The sequence below is a fragment of the Aquaspirillum sp. genome (assembly GCF_055136605.1).
The window spans coordinates 1-16,289 of record NZ_JBSQVP010000008.1; the positions used below are offsets into that span (position 1 = coordinate 1).

General features: G+C 46.4%; 18 protein-coding genes. 8 read left to right on the plus strand and 10 right to left on the minus strand.

Features of this window, described 5'->3' with window-relative positions:
* Positions 1-392 precede the first annotated feature (392 nt).
* Positions 393-1,484: a response regulator transcription factor gene (locus ACTBZS_RS02570; protein ID WP_460430292.1), complete on the plus strand. Its 1,092-nt coding sequence runs from the start codon at positions 393-395 to the stop codon at positions 1,482-1,484.
* 62 nt (positions 1,485-1,546) lie between these two features.
* Here the strand turns inward: ACTBZS_RS02570 and ACTBZS_RS02575 are convergent, their stop codons facing one another.
* Together ACTBZS_RS02575 and ACTBZS_RS02580 are read right to left on the minus strand one after the other, a co-directional pair.
* The gene (locus tag ACTBZS_RS02575; protein ID WP_463043182.1) at positions 1,547-2,053 is read right to left on the minus strand and encodes a GNAT family N-acetyltransferase; all 507 of its coding nucleotides are present in this window, start codon (positions 2,051-2,053) and stop codon (positions 1,547-1,549) included.
* Between the two features lie 9 nt (positions 2,054-2,062).
* A complete protein-coding gene (locus ACTBZS_RS02580) occupies positions 2,063-2,320 on the minus strand; it encodes a YjhX family toxin (RefSeq protein WP_463043183.1) in 258 nt (85 codons plus the stop codon).
* Positions 2,321-2,717: 397 nt separating this feature from the next.
* On the opposite strand from ACTBZS_RS02580, the gene ssuE reads away from it, so the two are divergent.
* The 7 genes from ssuE (at position 2,718) to ACTBZS_RS02615 (ending at position 8,264) form a co-directional block, all read left to right on the plus strand.
* Entirely contained in the window at positions 2,718-3,317 is a 600-nt protein-coding gene (gene ssuE, locus ACTBZS_RS02585; protein WP_022653746.1) for an NADPH-dependent FMN reductase, read from the plus strand.
* A 38-nt stretch (positions 3,318-3,355) separates the two neighbouring features.
* Positions 3,356-4,285 carry a sulfonate ABC transporter substrate-binding protein gene (locus tag ACTBZS_RS02590; RefSeq protein WP_022653745.1) on the plus strand — a complete coding sequence of 310 codons (930 nt, stop codon included), beginning with the start codon at positions 3,356-3,358 and terminating at the stop codon, positions 4,283-4,285.
* 25 nt (positions 4,286-4,310) lie between these two features.
* On the plus strand, positions 4,311-5,456 hold the full coding sequence (gene ssuD, locus ACTBZS_RS02595; RefSeq protein ID WP_022653744.1) for an FMNH2-dependent alkanesulfonate monooxygenase: 1,146 nt from the start codon (positions 4,311-4,313) through the stop codon (positions 5,454-5,456).
* A 10-nt stretch (positions 5,457-5,466) separates the two neighbouring features.
* Positions 5,467-6,237: an aliphatic sulfonate ABC transporter permease SsuC gene (gene ssuC / locus ACTBZS_RS02600; RefSeq protein ID WP_463043184.1), complete on the plus strand. Its 771-nt coding sequence runs from the start codon at positions 5,467-5,469 to the stop codon at positions 6,235-6,237.
* A 10-nt stretch (positions 6,238-6,247) separates the two neighbouring features.
* On the plus strand, positions 6,248-7,060 hold the full coding sequence (locus tag ACTBZS_RS02605) for an ATP-binding cassette domain-containing protein (protein ID WP_022653742.1): 813 nt from the start codon (positions 6,248-6,250) through the stop codon (positions 7,058-7,060).
* A 13-nt stretch (positions 7,061-7,073) separates the two neighbouring features.
* Positions 7,074-7,289 (plus strand): TOBE domain-containing protein, encoded by a 216-nt coding sequence (locus ACTBZS_RS02610; protein WP_022653741.1) that lies wholly within the window; start codon positions 7,074-7,076, stop codon positions 7,287-7,289.
* A gap of 135 nt (positions 7,290-7,424) precedes the next feature.
* On the plus strand, positions 7,425-8,264 hold the full coding sequence (locus ACTBZS_RS02615; protein WP_460430295.1) for an EAL domain-containing protein: 840 nt from the start codon (positions 7,425-7,427) through the stop codon (positions 8,262-8,264).
* Between the two features lie 15 nt (positions 8,265-8,279).
* Here ACTBZS_RS02615 and ACTBZS_RS02620 read toward each other — a convergent pair whose 3' ends face one another.
* The 8 genes from ACTBZS_RS02620 to ACTBZS_RS02655 form a co-directional block, all read right to left on the minus strand.
* On the minus strand, positions 8,280-8,804 hold the full coding sequence (locus tag ACTBZS_RS02620; protein ID WP_022653739.1) for a peptide deformylase: 525 nt from the start codon (positions 8,802-8,804) through the stop codon (positions 8,280-8,282).
* 37 nt (positions 8,805-8,841) lie between these two features.
* A complete protein-coding gene (locus ACTBZS_RS02625) occupies positions 8,842-9,771 on the minus strand; it encodes a DHH family phosphoesterase (RefSeq protein WP_460430296.1) in 930 nt (309 codons plus the stop codon).
* A 65-nt stretch (positions 9,772-9,836) separates the two neighbouring features.
* Entirely contained in the window at positions 9,837-10,577 is a 741-nt protein-coding gene (locus tag ACTBZS_RS02630) for an S-methyl-5'-thioinosine phosphorylase (RefSeq protein ID WP_460430297.1), read from the minus strand.
* A gap of 7 nt (positions 10,578-10,584) precedes the next feature.
* Positions 10,585-11,127, minus strand: coding sequence for a hypoxanthine-guanine phosphoribosyltransferase (locus tag ACTBZS_RS02635; RefSeq protein WP_460430298.1), 543 nt, complete (start codon positions 11,125-11,127; stop codon positions 10,585-10,587).
* A 41-nt stretch (positions 11,128-11,168) separates the two neighbouring features.
* A complete protein-coding gene (gene upp / locus ACTBZS_RS02640) occupies positions 11,169-11,801 on the minus strand; it encodes a uracil phosphoribosyltransferase (RefSeq protein WP_463043185.1) in 633 nt (210 codons plus the stop codon).
* A 3-nt stretch (positions 11,802-11,804) separates the two neighbouring features.
* Positions 11,805-12,986, minus strand: coding sequence for an EAL domain-containing response regulator (locus ACTBZS_RS02645; RefSeq protein WP_460430300.1), 1,182 nt, complete (start codon positions 12,984-12,986; stop codon positions 11,805-11,807).
* 161 nt (positions 12,987-13,147) lie between these two features.
* Positions 13,148-15,856 (minus strand): bifunctional diguanylate cyclase/phosphodiesterase, encoded by a 2,709-nt coding sequence (locus ACTBZS_RS02650; protein ID WP_463043186.1) that lies wholly within the window; start codon positions 15,854-15,856, stop codon positions 13,148-13,150.
* 160 nt (positions 15,857-16,016) lie between these two features.
* On the minus strand, positions 16,017-16,214 hold the full coding sequence (locus tag ACTBZS_RS02655) for a protein MIGRI (protein ID WP_245556785.1): 198 nt from the start codon (positions 16,212-16,214) through the stop codon (positions 16,017-16,019).
* Between the last annotated feature and the right edge of the window lie 75 nt (positions 16,215-16,289).

Genomic DNA, 16,289 nt, shown 5'->3' on the forward strand with positions numbered 1-16,289 from the left:
TTTTCGGTGGCCGGCATCCCAGGTTACCGCAAAGCGGTGGGAGCACAGGATCTGTAGCCGTTCTCCACCGAGGCGCTAATATCGGTGGATTGGCGAGACTGCCGTCTCGCCAAGGGCTGTTGTAAACCGGCCTAATGTCGGGGATAGACATTGTCTCGTCCTACGATAAAGCCTGCAACTTCAGTCGCGGGTTGTTTACTCTCTTTTCCCGATTTAAAAAAACGCCTCATACCGCTATGGTGTGGGGCGTTTTTTTTCGTGTTGTGAAATTTTCTTGGAATTAAATTGCTCTGCAAATCGGTATAAAAATGACTTTTTTAACATGTTCTTTTAGTTTTTTGGTGTTTAAGTTACGATAAGATCGAAAATATACTAATTAAGGATGAGAGTCGGTGGATACCCTGCTTCATGTCGATGACGACCCAATGCAACGTTTGTGGGTGAACCATCTTTTTAAAGACACTTTCGAAGTGGTCAGTTATGAAGATGCTGAAACCGCGTTGTGTGAGCTCGAACATTTACACCCCTCGGTGGCTATCCTTGATCTTGAATTACCTGGGATGAACGGCTATCAGCTGTGCGAAAAAATCAGGGAATATCCTCATCTCAATGATTGTCTAGTATTGATTTTATCGTCTCTCGACGATATCCAAGATCGCCTCAATGCCTACCAAGCAGGGGCAGATGATTACTTTTCCAAACCTGCTGTTCCCGAAGAATTACTCGCTAAAGTGAGTCGTTTGTATGCGCTGTCTTGTGCTCGTAAAGAAGCAGAAAACTATGCGATTCAATCTCAGCAAACTTCGTTTTCTGCGTTGAGTGCCCTGGGTGAAACAGATATTACATTAAACTTTTTTAAGAAAGTTTCGTTTTGCGATACCCAGAATAAACTATTGCATATTGCTCTTAAGGCATTGAACCAATTTGGTTTAAATGCCTCGATTGAAATTCGGTCAATGAATGGTATTGAAGAGCATCATGCTTCACCGATTGAAAAATCGGTGTTAGAACACATGAAAAATATGGGGCAGGTATTTGAGTATAAAAAACAAGTGGTTTTTAATAGCGAACATGCAACGGTTTTAGTTAGAAACATGCCAATAGAGGATGTTGACCGTTATACTCGAATCAAAGACCATGTTGCTCAGATTGTCGAGGGACTGGATTTGGCGGCATCTCGGATACAAGCCCACGAATTGGTAGATAAACAGGCCGAGGCATTAACCGATACAAAAAAAGAATTGTTAGAGGCGTCGTCAGAACTCCAACAAGAATTACGCGACTTGCGGCAACAAGGTGATCGAAATATGTACGAGATGACCGAGTCTTTGCAATCATTGATTATGTGTTATGACTTAAAAGAAACCCAAGAATTGGCCATTCGCGAAATTATCGAACAAGCCCGAGAAAATCTATTTAAGTTGCAATCCAAAGAATTAGGAATTGAAAAAGTAATTGAGAAATTATTAGAAAAACTCTCTTAATTTGATCATATAATCTGTGGCAGGGTAAATCCAAGATCGTTTCTACCCTGCCATCAGACTACTTATTGCTTGGCTTGGAATGCCTCGTTAAACGTTACAATCCCTTGTGGAATCACACCACTGATACTTTTTGCTAACAAGTATTCTGCTGGTACATCTGGCAAAATCAAACCATGCTGAGCAGAAAATCCAAATCGCGAATAGAATCTGGGATCCCCTACCAACACACAACCGTCGATACCAACATTCGCCAACCAATCGAGCCCCGCCTGCATCAACTGAGTCCCAATCCCTCGGTTTTGAACATGAGGCAAAACCGAAATAGGCCCCACACCTAACCAATGCTGATGACAGCCAGAAATACTGACTGGCGAAAAGGCAACATGGCCAACAATAATATTGTTATGCAGTGCAACCAGCGATAATGATAGTGCTTGATTGTTACGCAAAGCATTGACAATGAATTGTTCAGTATGTTGTGTGTGTTGAGCATTCAAAAATGCTTTTTCTGTGACAGAAAAAATGGCATCAATATCTGCTGGCTTTTCTTTTCTGATTTCAATTTTCATCTCACCCCCCTATTGATTATCTAATTGCGCGCGAACAGCGCGTAAGCCAGCTTTATTGATCATATAAGGTTGACCATTTTTTGAACTAATCAATTTTTTAGCGCGGAGTTTTTTGAAAATGGTCATCGTACATTCGGTCAGGATAAACCCTTCCCGCGTGTAACAATCCACTTGAGTGATGTGGCCCAACTCACTTCGGATGTGGACAATGCGGCCACCTTTTGCAAGAACATGCAAGGTTTTTTGTTCAGGCTTTGAGATATTCATTTTGGCTATCTTGTAGTTGTACAAAACTAGCAAGGGCTTTTTATGCCTATGCGATTTTTTGCCTATCGATAACAATCCCACCTATCTGATTCAGGGGGGCGTTATCAGATAGCTACAAGCTCCAATAACATCCAAAACCTTTTTGATTAAATAAAATCAGCCTGCGATTTTAAAGCCTCTACGATCAAACTGTCACCAAGCAAATCTTCCTCCAAGCATGACAAAGACGTATGTGTATTGATCCGGATGGGGACACCACAACACATGATGCGCACCCCTCCCTTATGCTTGATAGACTTTTTTGGAATTAATGGTGTAAAAAATATAATTTTTAATTATTAAAATTTGGCGTTACGCTTGTTTCCATTGCTAACACAGCACATGGATAGGAGTTGTGATGTCTGTTCTTGCCCTCATTGGCAGCCCGAGCGAAAACTCTCGAACTGCAGCCCTAGTTGATGTGGCCTTACGCTACTTGAATGCGTACGGTTTCAACACTGAAGTTGTGACACCCTTCTCGTTACCTGCCGAAGATTTGTTATATGGCCGCTTTAACAGTTTGGCGGTACAACAATTTTTGCAACAAGTTCAACAAAGCCACGGCTTGATTGTTGCGACCCCAGTTTATAAAGCAGCTTACTCTGGCGCACTCAAAACACTGCTCGATCTCATCCCCGAACGCGGACTGCACAATAAAGTGGTGCTCCCGATTGCTACCGGCGGCACAACTGCACATATGCTTGCCGTCGATTACGCCCTTAAACCTGTTTTGACGGCATTAAAAGCAGGTGAGATTTTGCCTGGTGTGTTTGCTATTGATAAACAAATTACACGTCCAAGCCAAGCTGGTGAATTGGTCGGCCTCGAGAGTGAGCTGACACAACGATTAGACCTTGCATTAGATCAATTTGTTGAACAGCTACATCGTCGTTTCCCTCGTCCATTAGAAGATGCTTGGTTATCTGAGCGTGTTCGTGATGCTCGAGTCAGTGTCTAAAAATTTTGCGTCAAGAAAAATTAAGAAAGGATATCAAAATGTCTCTAAAACGTTTTCTTCCCACTATCTTGGCTGCCAGCGTTGTAGCACTCATCCATCTGCCAAGTCATGCAGACACCGTCAGAATTGGTTACCAAAAATATGGCACGTTAGTCATTCTCAAAGCCAAAGGCAATCTAGAGCAAAGGCTTAAAGCAGATGGTATTGAAGTTAAATGGACTGAATTTCCTGCTGGCCCCCAGCTACTTGAAGGCTTAAATGTCGGATCGATAGATATTGGAACAACAGGAGAAGCCCCCCCGATCTTTGCTCAAGCTGCGGGTGCTGATTTGGTTTACATTGGTAATGAGCCGCCGGCTCCCTCATCAGAAGCGATTGTTGTGCAAAAAAACTCAACCATTCGTTCTGTTGCAGATTTAAAAGGCAAGAAAATTGCTCTTAATAAAGGCTCTAATGTGCATTACTTGCTGGTTAAAGCATTAGAGAAACATGGCTTGAAATACAGCGATGTTCAAACGGTTTTCTTACCTCCTGCCGATGCTCGCGCTGCTTTTGAGCGGGGTAGTGTCGATGCTTGGGCCATTTGGGATCCTTTCCTTGCCGCAGCAGAAAAACAGATCGGGGCTCGGGTGATTGCGGATGGTAAAGGGATTGTAAAAAACCATCAGTTCTATCTTGCCCGTCGAGATTTTGCACAGAAAAACCCAAAAATTACCAAGATTGTCCTAGAAGAACTGGATCGAATTGATCAATGGGGTAAGGCAAACCCAGAGCAAGTGACAGCATTTCTCGCGCCTCAAATTGGGTTGCCAACAGACATCGTTTCATTGGCGACCAGCCGATATAGTTTTGGCGTCTCCCCGATCTCTTCTGTTGTGATTCAAGAGCAACAAAAAATCGCAGATGTTTTTGCTGATCTAAAACTTATTCCGAAGCGGATTTCTGTGCAACAAGCCGTATTGCAATAATTTTTTTACCCATTTTGGAGTCGAAATGAATATTTTTTGGTTTTTTCCAACTCATGGTGATGGTCGTTACTTAGGAACTGCAGAAGGTGCAAGGGCAGTAGATCAAGCTTATTTGGGGCAAATTGCTCAGGCAGCAGATCGTTTGGGGTTCAACGGCGCGCTGATTCCTACCGGTCGTTCATGCGAAGATCCGTGGGTGGCTGCTGCAACATTGATTCCATTGACAAAGCGCCTGAAGTTTTTGGTGGCAGTTCGTCCAGGCATCATGCAACCCACGGTGGCTGCGCGGATGGCTTCTACATTTGATCGGCTTTCCGGAGGACGTCTATTAGTCAATGTCGTAGCAGGCGGGGATCCAAATGAATTTGCTGGCGACGGTGTAAAGCTATCTCATGATGAACGCTACCATGCTGCAAGTGAATTCTTGCATGTTTGGAAGGGCGTATTGGCCGGAGAAACCGTGTCATTACAAGGGCAATACATTGATGTGGAAGGCGCCAAGGTCTTATTCCCACCAGTGCAACGTCCTCATCCACCTTTATATTTTGGTGGATCCTCTGTTGCGGCACATGAACTGGCCGCAGAGCATATTGATACTTACCTGACATGGGCAGAGCCACCTGCGGCAGTCGCAGAGAAAATTGCTGACGTAAAAGCACGTGCAGCACTACGAGGACGGGAGGTGAAATTTGGTTTACGGGTTCACGTCATCGTTCGAGAAAGTAATGAAGCCGCATGGCAAGCAGCAGATGAATTAATCAGTCGATTAGACGATGACACAATTGCTGCAGCACAGAATGCCTTTGCTAAAACCGATTCCGAAGGCCAACGGCGGATGTCTGCCTTACACGGTGGAAAACGCGATCAACTCGAAGTCAGTCCAAATCTGTGGGCGGGGGTCGGCTTGGTGCGCGGTGGTGCAGGCACTGCTTTGGTAGGGGATGGCCCGACAGTAGCCGCACGACTGAAAGAATATCAAGCACTCGGCATAGATACGTTTGTGTTATCGGGTTATCCACATCTGGAAGAAGCTTACCGCGTGGCCGAATTGTTATTCCCTCACTTGCCTGATCGTGCCCAACCCCTGACCCCCGATGTTGCTTTTCTAACACCATTTGGTGAAACCATCGCTAATATCGCGCCCCCAGCGCAGTTAGTGTCTGCTTCATAGGAGTGATGTAATGGCTGTGTCAACGTGGTTACGTCCTTTGGTGCCTTGGTGTGTTCCTGCTTTGCTATTTGGTGGGTGGCAGTTTGCTGCTGAAGTGGGGTGGTTGCACAGCCGCATTTTACCTGCCCCATCTGCTGTTTTGGTGGCAGGTTGGGATTTACTTTCCAATGGTGAGTTAATTGCCCACTTAAAAATCAGTTTCTTTCGTGTTTTATTAGGTTTTCTGATTGGTGGTGGACTTGGATTCATCCTTGGGCTTGCTGCGGGTTTGTCAAAAGTCGCTGAAAATACTTTTGATACCACCTTGCAAATGTTAAGAAATATTCCACCTCTTGCCTTAATTCCATTAGTTATTTTGTGGTTTGGAATTGATGAAGGAGCAAAAATTTTCTTAGTTGCCTTTGGTACATTATTCCCAGTCTATCTGAATACCTACCACGGCATTCGATCAATTGATCAACAATTGCTAGAGATGGCAAGTAGTTATGGCCTAAAGGGTTGGCAATTATTTAAGGATGTTTTACTACCCGGTGCACTACCTTCTATTTTAGTTGGTGTACGCTTCTCTTTAGGGTTTGCATGGGTGATTTTAATTGTCGCTGAAACAATTTCTGCCTCTTCTGGAATTGGCTATCTTGCGATGAATGCCAGAGAGTTTCTTCAAACTGACATTGTTGTATTAGCTATCTTGCTGTATGCAGTGTTAGGTAAATTAGTCGATATGCTTGCCCGAGCCATTGAGCGTGTTGCACTTAAATGGCACTCTGCTTATTTGAATTGAGGAAAAGATGATGAAAAATGATATCCATCACGTTGAGACATCATCTGCATTAAAGATTGATTTGAAGAAAGTATCTCAGCAATTTTCTGACAAGAAAGTATTAAATGAAGTTGATTTAGAGATTGCTGCAGGTGAGTTTGTCACATTAGTGGGACGTTCTGGTTGTGGTAAGAGCACGTTATTACGATTGCTGTCTCGGTTAGATCAACCCAGCTCCGGAGAAATAATCTTTGGTAATCATGATCAACAGCAGCAAATTAGAGTCATGTTTCAAGATCCTCGCTTGTTGCCTTGGAAACGCGTGATTGACAATGTGGGATTAGGATTATCTGGTCCGTGGCAGGAAAAAGCCTATCAAGTATTAGACGAAGTTGGCTTGTCTGATAAAGCACAAGAATGGCCGGCTCGTTTATCTGGTGGACAAAAGCAGCGTGTGGCATTAGCACGAGCTTTGATTCATCAGCCACAGTTATTGTTATTAGATGAACCACTAGGTGCATTAGATGCTTTAACTCGCATAGATATGCAGCAATTGATCGAAAAGCTATGGCAGAAACATGGTTTTACTGTGGTATTGGTCACCCATGATGTCAATGAGGCTGTCAAACTGGCAGATCGAGTCATTTTATTAGAAGGGGGTAAAATTGGATTAGATCTTAAAATAGATTTAGCAAGACCACGTTCAGCAGCACAAGCACTGTTGGTCGAATATGAGCAAAAAATTTTGCATCGTATTTTAGCAACACCACAAACGGTTTTATCTCCACCCAGCGTAACCAAATATGTGAGCCAACAATGGCAACAACTACGTTGGGCAATTTGAAAAGGAAATTGAAATGTCAATCAAATCTATTAACGTTCGCAATCAATTTAAAGGCAATATTGTTGAAATCTTAGAAGGGCCTGTGCTGTCAGAGGTTGACGTCAATACACCGGCAGGACTGGTGACCTCAGTGATCACAACCCGTTCAGTCAAAGATCTGGATTTGAAAGTGGGTGATCAAGTCATTGCCTTTGTGAAATCGACAGAAGTTTCCATTGCAAAACTTTGATGTTTGCTACTCGCCCTCGATCTTGATCGAGGGCTTTATAACTTTTTGCTATGAGAGAATCTTTATATATTATTTTTTATCTAAAATGGAGGATGTTAATATTCATTTGTAAAAATAAAAAGGCATTAAAATGTTATGGGTAACTTTGATATATTGCATCTGGTGAACACGCCCACGATTTGCAATTTGTTAGACACTGCAAATACATTCTTTGCAGAAGCATCACTAGATCAGCGTGTTTTTTTTGGTCGTGAGCAAAAAATTTATGCCCACTTTGATGAATGGGAAATTACCTCTGCGTATCAACCCATCTTTTCTTTCGAGAAAAAAATTATTGCGGTTGAAGCTTTAGCGAGAGTGTCGAGTAATCGCCACTCAATTCCGCCTAATCTTTTATTCACCACGGAAAGAATGCCTGCTCGAGCAATATTTCTTGATCGTTTGGTCAGGGTATTACATATTGCTAATCTACTAAGACAAGTGCCAACCCCCAGTTTTTCTATCTTTTTAAATATTAATGCGTTCCACCTGATTGGCGTTAAAACAGGACATGGTCGTTTTTTTGCTGATATTTTACAGATTGCAGGACTGTCTCCACCACAAATTACTTTAGAAATTGTCGAAGATGCCGTCGATGATAATTTGCTGTTACTTGAGGCAGTCAATAGCTATCGTCAACAAGGTTTTCTAATTGCTTTAGACGATTTTGGTGCGGGACACTCAAACCTAGATCGAGTGTGGTTATTAGAACCAGATATCGTGAAGTTGGATCGGTTACTTATCCAAAGGGCAGTTGTTGAACCAAAAGTGAGATTGGCCTTACCCAAGATTGTTGAGCACTTACATCAAATGGGCGCGACAGTGGTTTGCGAGGGAATAGAACATCAATTACAACTTTCCCTCGCACAAGATGTGGGGTGTGATTGGGTGCAAGGTTATTTCTTAGCGATGCCACACGCGGTGATTCCTTGCTGATCATAGATAACCGAATTAGGCCAGATCGGGAAATAACACATCAGTAAAACCAAATTGGCGCATGTCTTTCATCCGCATTGGATAAAGGATGCCCCACAAGTGATCGCATTCATGTTGCACCACGCGGGCGTGAAAATCATCGACTGTTCGGTCAATCAGGTCGCCGAATTCATTGAAACCTTGATAACGTAAACGGGTATAACGAGGGACGAGGCCACGCAGTCCGGGGATAGACAAACAGCCTTCCCAGTTATCTTCCATCTCGGCACCCAAAGGGGTCAGAGTTGGGTTGATTAATACGGTGGGGGGAATGGGGTCGGCATTTGGATAGCGAGCAAGTTTTTCACCCGTTCCAAAAATCACGACTTGCAGATTGACCCCAATTTGTGGCGCTGCCAAGCCTGCTCCACCTGTGGCTGCCATCGTATCGCGTAGATTGGTCAATAACTGATGCAGTTCTGGCGTATTAAACGCTGTCACTGGATCGGCAAGACGCAATAATCTGGGATCACCCATTTTCAAAATAGGACAGACAGACATGGCAACGTACCTCTTGCTGAGTTACTTCAATGTCAAATTAACCATCAGCATTGATTTTTTGAATAATCACATCTAGCACTTCAGCCGCGTTATCGTTCTCAACTTGGCAAGTTCCTGCATTCAAGTGACCCCCACCGCCATAGCTGAGGCACAGCTCGCCGACGTTGGTGTTCGAGCTACGGTTGACAATTGATTTGCCAATGGCAAACACGGTGTTTTGCTGTTTCAAACCCCACAGCACATGCACCGAGATATTGCATTGTGGGAATAAGGCGTACAGTGTGAAGCGATTGGTGGCCCAAATCGTGTCTTCTTCACGCAAATCTAACACCAACAAATTGCCATGTACTTTGGTGCAACGACGCAGCTGATCTAGGGCGCGATCTTTGTGTTCAAAATACAGATCAACACGCTCTAGCACATCTGGCAAATGCAAAATGTCTTCAATGGTGTGAGTGCGGCAATAGTCGATAAGTTTCATCATCAGTTGATAGTTACTGATGCGGAACTCACGGAATCGCCCTAAACCTGTCCGTGCATCCATCAAGAAATTCAGCAATACCCAACCATCAGGATGCAAAATTTCTTCGGTGGTGAAGTTCGCTGAGTCGCCTTTATCCACGGCATCCATCATTTCATCCCATGCGGCAGGGAAGGCCTGATGGCCACCGTAATATTCCCACACCACGCGTGCTGCCGACGGTGCATCTGGGCTGATGATGTGGTTGGTGATGTTGCCATCATTGCGTAGGGTTTCGCTCAGATGGTGGTCAAAAGCAAGATAGCAGCCTTTGACGTAAGGCAGGTTAGTTGTAATGTCGCGGCCAGAGATTTCGATCTTGCCATCTTGCATATCTTTAGGATGCACAAACAAGATATCGTCGATCAAATCCAGATGTTTCAGCAAAGCGGCACACACCAGACCGTCAAAGTCGCTGCGGGTGACTAGGCGGTATTTTTCGGTCATTTCTAACACTCCTGATGAGGGTAAGGTGGCTTGTTTTATCGTGGCAAGCCAATATAAAGAGACTCTTAAATCGGAGAACAACACGCAACCAAGATACGCCGAGCCTGATCGAGACCTTGAAGGAAAGCAGCTTGGTTTGCTTGAAAATCAATTTCCACCCCTGCGCCGTTTAACCCTGCCGCCCGATTGGCGACTACGGCTAATGTGGCATAGGGTAAGTGTTTTTCGCGTGCAAGTGCCGCTTCGGGCATTCCCGTCATCCCCACCATATCCGCCCCATCTTGACTAAGACGGCGAATTTCGGCGGCTGTTTCTAAACGGGGCCCCTGAGTGGCAGCATAGCAGCCGCCATCATGAACGGAAATGGCCAACGTTGCCGCTGCTTCAAGCAGACGGCAACGCAGCGTTGCATCATAGGGATAGCTAAAATCGACATGCACTACTGGCTGATCAGGGCCTTCAAAAAAAGTCGCGGCCCGACTATGGGTATAGTCGATGATTTGATCAGGTACTGCTAACACACCAGTGGTCAATTCAGGGTGAATCCCCCCGACAGACCCTACCGCCAAAATACCACTGACGCCAATTTCAGCCAGCGCCCAAATATTAGCGCGGTAGTTAATCTCATGTGGTGCAAGAGAATGGCCATAGCCATGTCGGGCTAGAAAGACAATCTGTCGGCCAGCGATTTGTCCGAAAGAGAGGGGACAGGATGGTTCACCATAGGGTGTACGCATCACTTGGCGATGCGTGATGTCCAAACCTGGTAAACGAGACAGCCCGCTACCCCCGATGATGGCTAACATAATTCACTCACTTTAAGGCATGAATAGCAGGAAGATTACGCCATAAACCGCGCACATCCATGCCATAACCAAATACATAACGATCAGGGACATCCAATCCAACAAAGTCTGCTTTGATAGGTTTGGCTTTGCTAATCAATTTATTGGCAAACACAGCACTGTGGAACGATTTCGCCCCCATGCTCAGCACCTTGTCGCGAATGGCTGCCATCGTTTCGCCTTCGTCCAAGATGTCATCTAATACCAACACCACGCGGTCGCGGACATCTTCTTTTGGTGAAGTCCGCCACACCAATTCACCACCGTGGGTTTTATCACCATAGCGGCTGACATGGACGTAATCAAAATCGAGGGGGAATAACAAGCGAGGCAACAATTGGCCAGTAAAGACGACCGCGCCCCCCATGACGGATAACACGAGAGGATAGGTCTCGCCCAGCTTGGCAGTAATTTCTGTCGCCATACGGTCAACCGCTGCATCAACTTCGGCAGCAGTAAACAAAATATCGGCGCTATTGAGCAAGCCACGGGCTTCAGCAACATTGGGCATACAAATTTCGTCCAGCAAAAAATAAAAAACAACACACCCGATCAGGCGTGTTTAGTACCGAAGATTTTATCTCCGGCATCTCCTAGCCCTGGAATGATATAGCCTTGTTCGTTGAGATGACTATCGAGCGAGGCCGAGTAGATGTCCACATCGGGGTGGGCTGCATTGACAGCTGTCACCCCTTCTGGGGCAGCAACCATCACCACCGCACGAATATTTTTACATCCCTTACGCTTCAGCAAATCAATTGTGGCAACCATCGAACCCCCTGTTGCTAACATGGGGTCGATAATCAGGGCAATACGTTCATCTAACGCATCCACAAATTTATCAAAGTAGGGGACGGGTTCGAGGGTTTCTTCATTGCGGTAGAGACCCACCACACTGATTTTGGCTGACGGAACCAAATCTAAAACCCCATCTAACATGCCCAGACCCGCACGTAAAATCGGCACTACCGTGACCTTTTTACCCTTAATCTGTTGCACATCGATTGGGCCACACCAGCCATCAATCGTGACCGTTTCCACTTCAAAATCGCGTGTGGCCTCATAGGCCAACAAACGCGCTAATTCTTGCGTCAAGGTACGGAATTTATTGGTACTGACCCCTGCTTCACGCAATAGGCCAAGCTTATGTTGTACCAAAGGGTGGTTCACCACATGGATATTCATGATTTATGCCTCGCCGCGTGCTTTTAACCAAGCCAAAAACTCTGCTTCTGGCAGGGCTTCCCCAGAGGCATAACCTTGTACACGATCACATCCGAGCTGGCGCAGTAATTCCATATCGGCTTCGCGCTCCACCCCCTCGGCGACGGCTTCTAATCCTAAGCGGCGCGCCAACGACAAGCCGGTTTCCAAAATTGACGACAAAGTGGGGTCGCCTGCTGCACCATGCACAAAGGCACGGTCAATTTTCAATTGGGTAAAGGGCAGTGCAGACAGTTGTTTTAACGAGGCACCACCGACACCAAAGTCGTCAATCGCCAAACCAAAGCCGTGCATCCGCAGCCGTAACACATTCTCTAGCGCATCAGCCGGATGGGCATTGATCCCCGTTTCGCTAAATTCAAACACAAAACGCGCAGGGGGTACGCCATGACGTAAGACACGTGCGGCCAATTCGTCCGCCAATTCGGTATCAGACAACGAGACAGCCGATAAGTTAATCGCAACCGATAAGCGAATCCCATCATCTAACCAACGACGGCAAGCCGCCGCTGCACGATCAACCATGATGCCGGTAATGGCATCCATCATGTCAAAGCGTTCCAAGACCGGAATAAAGCTGGCTGGGTGAATCAGCCCTTTTTCACGATGACGCCAACGCGCCAACGCCTCAACGCCGACGACACGGTTATTCTTCAGATCAAGAATGGGTTGGAAGAACGACTCAAATTCGTTATTGGCAATACCACGCACGATATCGTCGATGGTTTCCGGTGGCACCACTGCCGGTGGTTCTGGCATATCGTCGTTGTGGATGCGCGTAAACAAGGCATCAAGGACGGCATCGTCAGCTGGCGTGCTGCTCCAGCCTAATGTTTTGAGCCCCAACGCTTCTGCCATCCGATCGGCCGTCGCCAGTAGGGCAGGATCCAGTTCACCATACAACACGAGGGTGGGGTTCGATGGGCGTGCAGCAAGGGCACGCAACAGCGCAATGCCAGCCAACTGTGGCAAATCAACAGCACAGAACACCAAGTCGGTGACGTCTTGGTCGAGGGCTTGCAGTGCCATCTCGATAGAAGGAACACGGCGCACCGCACGCACTCCACGTGTCCGTAACCGTTCTGTTAACAGTACACACCGTGAGATTTGATGATCGACAATCAAAATATGTTGAGGAGATATCATAGCGTCAGTTCGCACCAAAATAGGGTTCAAATCATGCTGGGCTGTTGTCGCCCATAAAGGCTGGCAATTTAACAAAAAAACCCGTCTAGGACGGGGATTTTTGCACGAAGCCACAAAAAATTGCACGTATTAAGCAAGGATTTAGACCTTTGCTAAAACTGTTAATGGGGTTGTCGGTGATTTTGCGCTAAAAAATCGGCGAATTGTGCTGCAGGCATCGGCTTGGCAAAATAATAGCCTTGCAACTCATCTGCCCCTTCTTGGGCCAAGAATGCCGCTTGTTCTGCTGTTTCCACCCCTTCTGCAATCAACTTCAAATGCAGATTACGCCCAAGCGCAATCATGGCTCGCACAATCGCTGCATCACTGCTGTTGCCCGGCAAATCACGGACAAAGCTTTGGTCAATTTTTAACTTATCGACATTAAAACGCTTCAGATAAGACAAGCTAGAATAGCCGGTACCAAAGTCATCAATCGACAGTTGAATCCCCAGCAGCTTCAGTTGGTCGATAATGGCCACCACCTGATCGACATCAAACATCACAATGCTTTCTGTCAATTCCAGTTCAAGACAAGAAGGCCGGATACCTGATTCGCGCAAGGCATCGGCGACTAAATCGACAAAATTCGCTTGTTGGAACTGTAAACTCGACAAGTTGACGGCGATGGTGAGGTCTGGCAATCCTGCTTCTTGCCACTCGCGGCTTTGTCGACAGGCTTCGTTAAGCGCCCATGTTCCCATCGGTACAATCAAACCAGATGACTCGGCAATGGGGATAAATTTTCCTGGTGAAATCATCCCTAATTCAGGGTGAACCCAACGCATCAAGGCCTCGGCACCAATCACCACACCCGTTTGGGCATCGACTTGCGGTTGATAAAATAAACGCAATTCGCCACGCAAATGGGCGGTGCGTAATTGACTTTCCAACTCGAGCCGTTCAGCGGCATCGGCATTCAGTGAAGGCGTATAAAGACCAAAGTTGTTTCTGCCGCGTGCCTTGGCTTGATACATCGCAGCATCGGCATTGCGAATCAGCACATCCGCCTGTTCACCATCACGAGGATAAATACTGATCCCGACAGTGGACGAGGCCGTCAGTTCGCGTCCATCTACTACCACTGGCATCGACATGGCGGTCACAATCGCGCCAGCTAATTCGACTGCCTCGCGTTCATTCTGAATCCGTGGCAGAACAATCAAAAACTCATCACCGCCTAACCGCGCTAAGGTGTCTTCCGATGACAAATAGTCAGCCAAGCGCGCCGCTACTTGTTTTAACACCTCATCACCAACCGCATGACCAAGGGAATCATTGATATTTTTGAAGTGGTCTAAGTCGATGAACAATACCCCAACATGGTATTGCCCCTCTTGTGCGCGCAAGATGGCTTCTTCTAGGCGTTCGCTAAGGTAATAGCGGTTGGCCAAGCCGGTGAGCGCATCAAAACGGGCGTTGTAAGCCACGCGGGATTCCGCTTCTTTGCGCCGGTGAATATCGTTGATGGTGCCGACTTGCCGCTGTGGGACACCGTGTTCATCTGGGTCGATAAACTGCCCTTGTACCGATACCCAGTGGTAATCGTTACCGACATGCAAACGGTATTCAAGTCGAATATGTTGTTGATTATTGTGTGGGACTTGCGCCACCCGTTCTAACATCCAACGATCTTCAGGGTGAACAAGCGCGGTCCATTCCTCAAGCGGATACCGATGGCGAGAAAAATCAAAGTCTGGCCAATCTAAACAATCTAAATCAACCGTTAATTCCAAGCTCTTGAGGTCAAGTCGATATAAGCCTGTTTCAGCAGCATCCAAGGACAAACGCAACAGTTGTTCACTGTTCACTAACGCTTGTTCTGCCAGTTGACGTTCTTCTTCGCTTTGTTGCAGGCGATGGATTTGTCGATTGAGCAAATAGAGCGACACCCCAACCGCCGCAATCATCAACCCCGCCATCAACAAACGATTTAAGGAATCACGATACCAGTCGTTGAAGACTTCCGACTTGGGTAAACCGACTACCACGGTCAGCGGAAAACCTGACAAACGACTGCCGGCATACACCATGTCTTTGCCGTCATGTACTACTTCAAACAAACCCGAAGTACCAAGCCGGCGTAGGTGGCGGAAATAGAGCGTATCGCGGACATCTTCACCAAATGGCGTGGTGCTTTGCGGATGGTGGATCAGACGAATCCCATCATCACGTACCATATCCACGGTCATGTTTTCTGGCAGGCTTAGCGAGCGATAAAAGCGGTGATAATAGGTTGGATTGATACCGGCAACTAACACCCCCTCGCTACGTGTTGCTGTGCTATCGAGTAAGGGCATACTCAGCGGGAGATAAATCACCGATTTATTTAAAGCAGCGGGGGCGGGGCGGAACAGATGTGCTGCATCGTCAGTACGCCTAATACTGCCTAAGAAAAAATCACGCTCGGCAACCGAGGCTTGACCGACTGGATAGCGCAACGAACTGGCTAACACTCGGCCATCATGCCCTGCGGCACCAATTAACGTCAGTTGCGGTAAGAGTTCGACTTCTTGCTTCAAACGCGAGAAAGCCGTTGCTTCATCCCCTCGGCGGACGGCATTACGCCAATCTTGGTCTTCCGCTAACACGCGCATATGTGCAGCGACAATTTGCATCGAGGCATCAATATGGGTTTCCAGCGCTTTTGCCAAGGTCACCATCCGCGCATTGGCATCGGCAGTGGTTCTTTGATAGTGGTCGAGAATGGTCCAGCCGATGAAAATGCTGGTACTGACACATAAAAACAAAAAGAACCACAACATGCCTCGGCGCAGGCGCTGTAGCAAAATGGGATGTAAGGCGACAGAGGCGGTGTCAGCAAGGTTCACAATAACAAATCTACTTAAAGGTCATGAGTTAAACCAAAGCGGCGTTTTTAGGCAAACCGGCTTAAACAAGGCTGCCACATTATGCACGAAAGCACAGATTGTGCAGCATGCATTGCAACAATCTTGCTGTCGAATTTGCTTTCAGCATCACTCGTGCTCTTTAGTGCAAAGAGATGCCAAACAAGTACAAAGCAAAGAATAAAACAGAACTAATGACTAAAGCTTGTGCCAGTGTAGTGATCCATTCTCTTAGCGTTTTTTTCTGTTCATACCCTAATAAACGACGTAATAGCCATACCACCAGCAAGACAAATAAAAAAAAGCGCAGTAAACGGCCAATCACAGCAGGCTTTCGCAAAGGAAAAACGAAAGACGATTATCACGGGCTGGCTGCCTGTGCAGCAAGCGGCAGCGGTATAATCCTTTTTCTTTA

Bases quoted from the DNA above. Each gene is read 5' to 3' on its own strand.
- ACTBZS_RS02575 (WP_463043182.1), bottom strand. From the start codon at position 2,053: ATGAAAATTGAAATCAGAAAAGAAAAGCCAGCAGATATTGATGCCATT.
- ACTBZS_RS02580 (WP_463043183.1), bottom strand. From the start codon at position 2,320: ATGAATATCTCAAAGCCTGAACAAAAAACCTTGCATGTTCTTGCAAAA.
- ssuE (WP_022653746.1), top strand. From the start codon at position 2,718: ATGTCTGTTCTTGCCCTCATTGGCAGCCCGAGCGAAAACTCTCGAACT.
- ACTBZS_RS02590 (WP_022653745.1), top strand. From the start codon at position 3,356: ATGTCTCTAAAACGTTTTCTTCCCACTATCTTGGCTGCCAGCGTTGTA.
- ssuD (WP_022653744.1), top strand. From the start codon at position 4,311: ATGAATATTTTTTGGTTTTTTCCAACTCATGGTGATGGTCGTTACTTA.
- ssuC (WP_463043184.1), top strand. From the start codon at position 5,467: ATGGCTGTGTCAACGTGGTTACGTCCTTTGGTGCCTTGGTGTGTTCCT.
- ACTBZS_RS02605 (WP_022653742.1), top strand. From the start codon at position 6,248: ATGAAAAATGATATCCATCACGTTGAGACATCATCTGCATTAAAGATT.
- ACTBZS_RS02610 (WP_022653741.1), top strand. From the start codon at position 7,074: ATGTCAATCAAATCTATTAACGTTCGCAATCAATTTAAAGGCAATATT.
- ACTBZS_RS02615 (WP_460430295.1), top strand. From the start codon at position 7,425: ATGGGTAACTTTGATATATTGCATCTGGTGAACACGCCCACGATTTGC.
- ACTBZS_RS02620 (WP_022653739.1), bottom strand. From the start codon at position 8,804: ATGTCTGTCTGTCCTATTTTGAAAATGGGTGATCCCAGATTATTGCGT.
- ACTBZS_RS02625 (WP_460430296.1), bottom strand. From the start codon at position 9,771: ATGACCGAAAAATACCGCCTAGTCACCCGCAGCGACTTTGACGGTCTG.
- ACTBZS_RS02630 (WP_460430297.1), bottom strand. From the start codon at position 10,577: ATGTTAGCCATCATCGGGGGTAGCGGGCTGTCTCGTTTACCAGGTTTG.
- ACTBZS_RS02635 (WP_460430298.1), bottom strand. From the start codon at position 11,127: ATGCCCAATGTTGCTGAAGCCCGTGGCTTGCTCAATAGCGCCGATATT.
- upp (WP_463043185.1), bottom strand. From the start codon at position 11,801: ATGAATATCCATGTGGTGAACCACCCTTTGGTACAACATAAGCTTGGC.
- ACTBZS_RS02645 (WP_460430300.1), bottom strand. From the start codon at position 12,986: ATGATATCTCCTCAACATATTTTGATTGTCGATCATCAAATCTCACGG.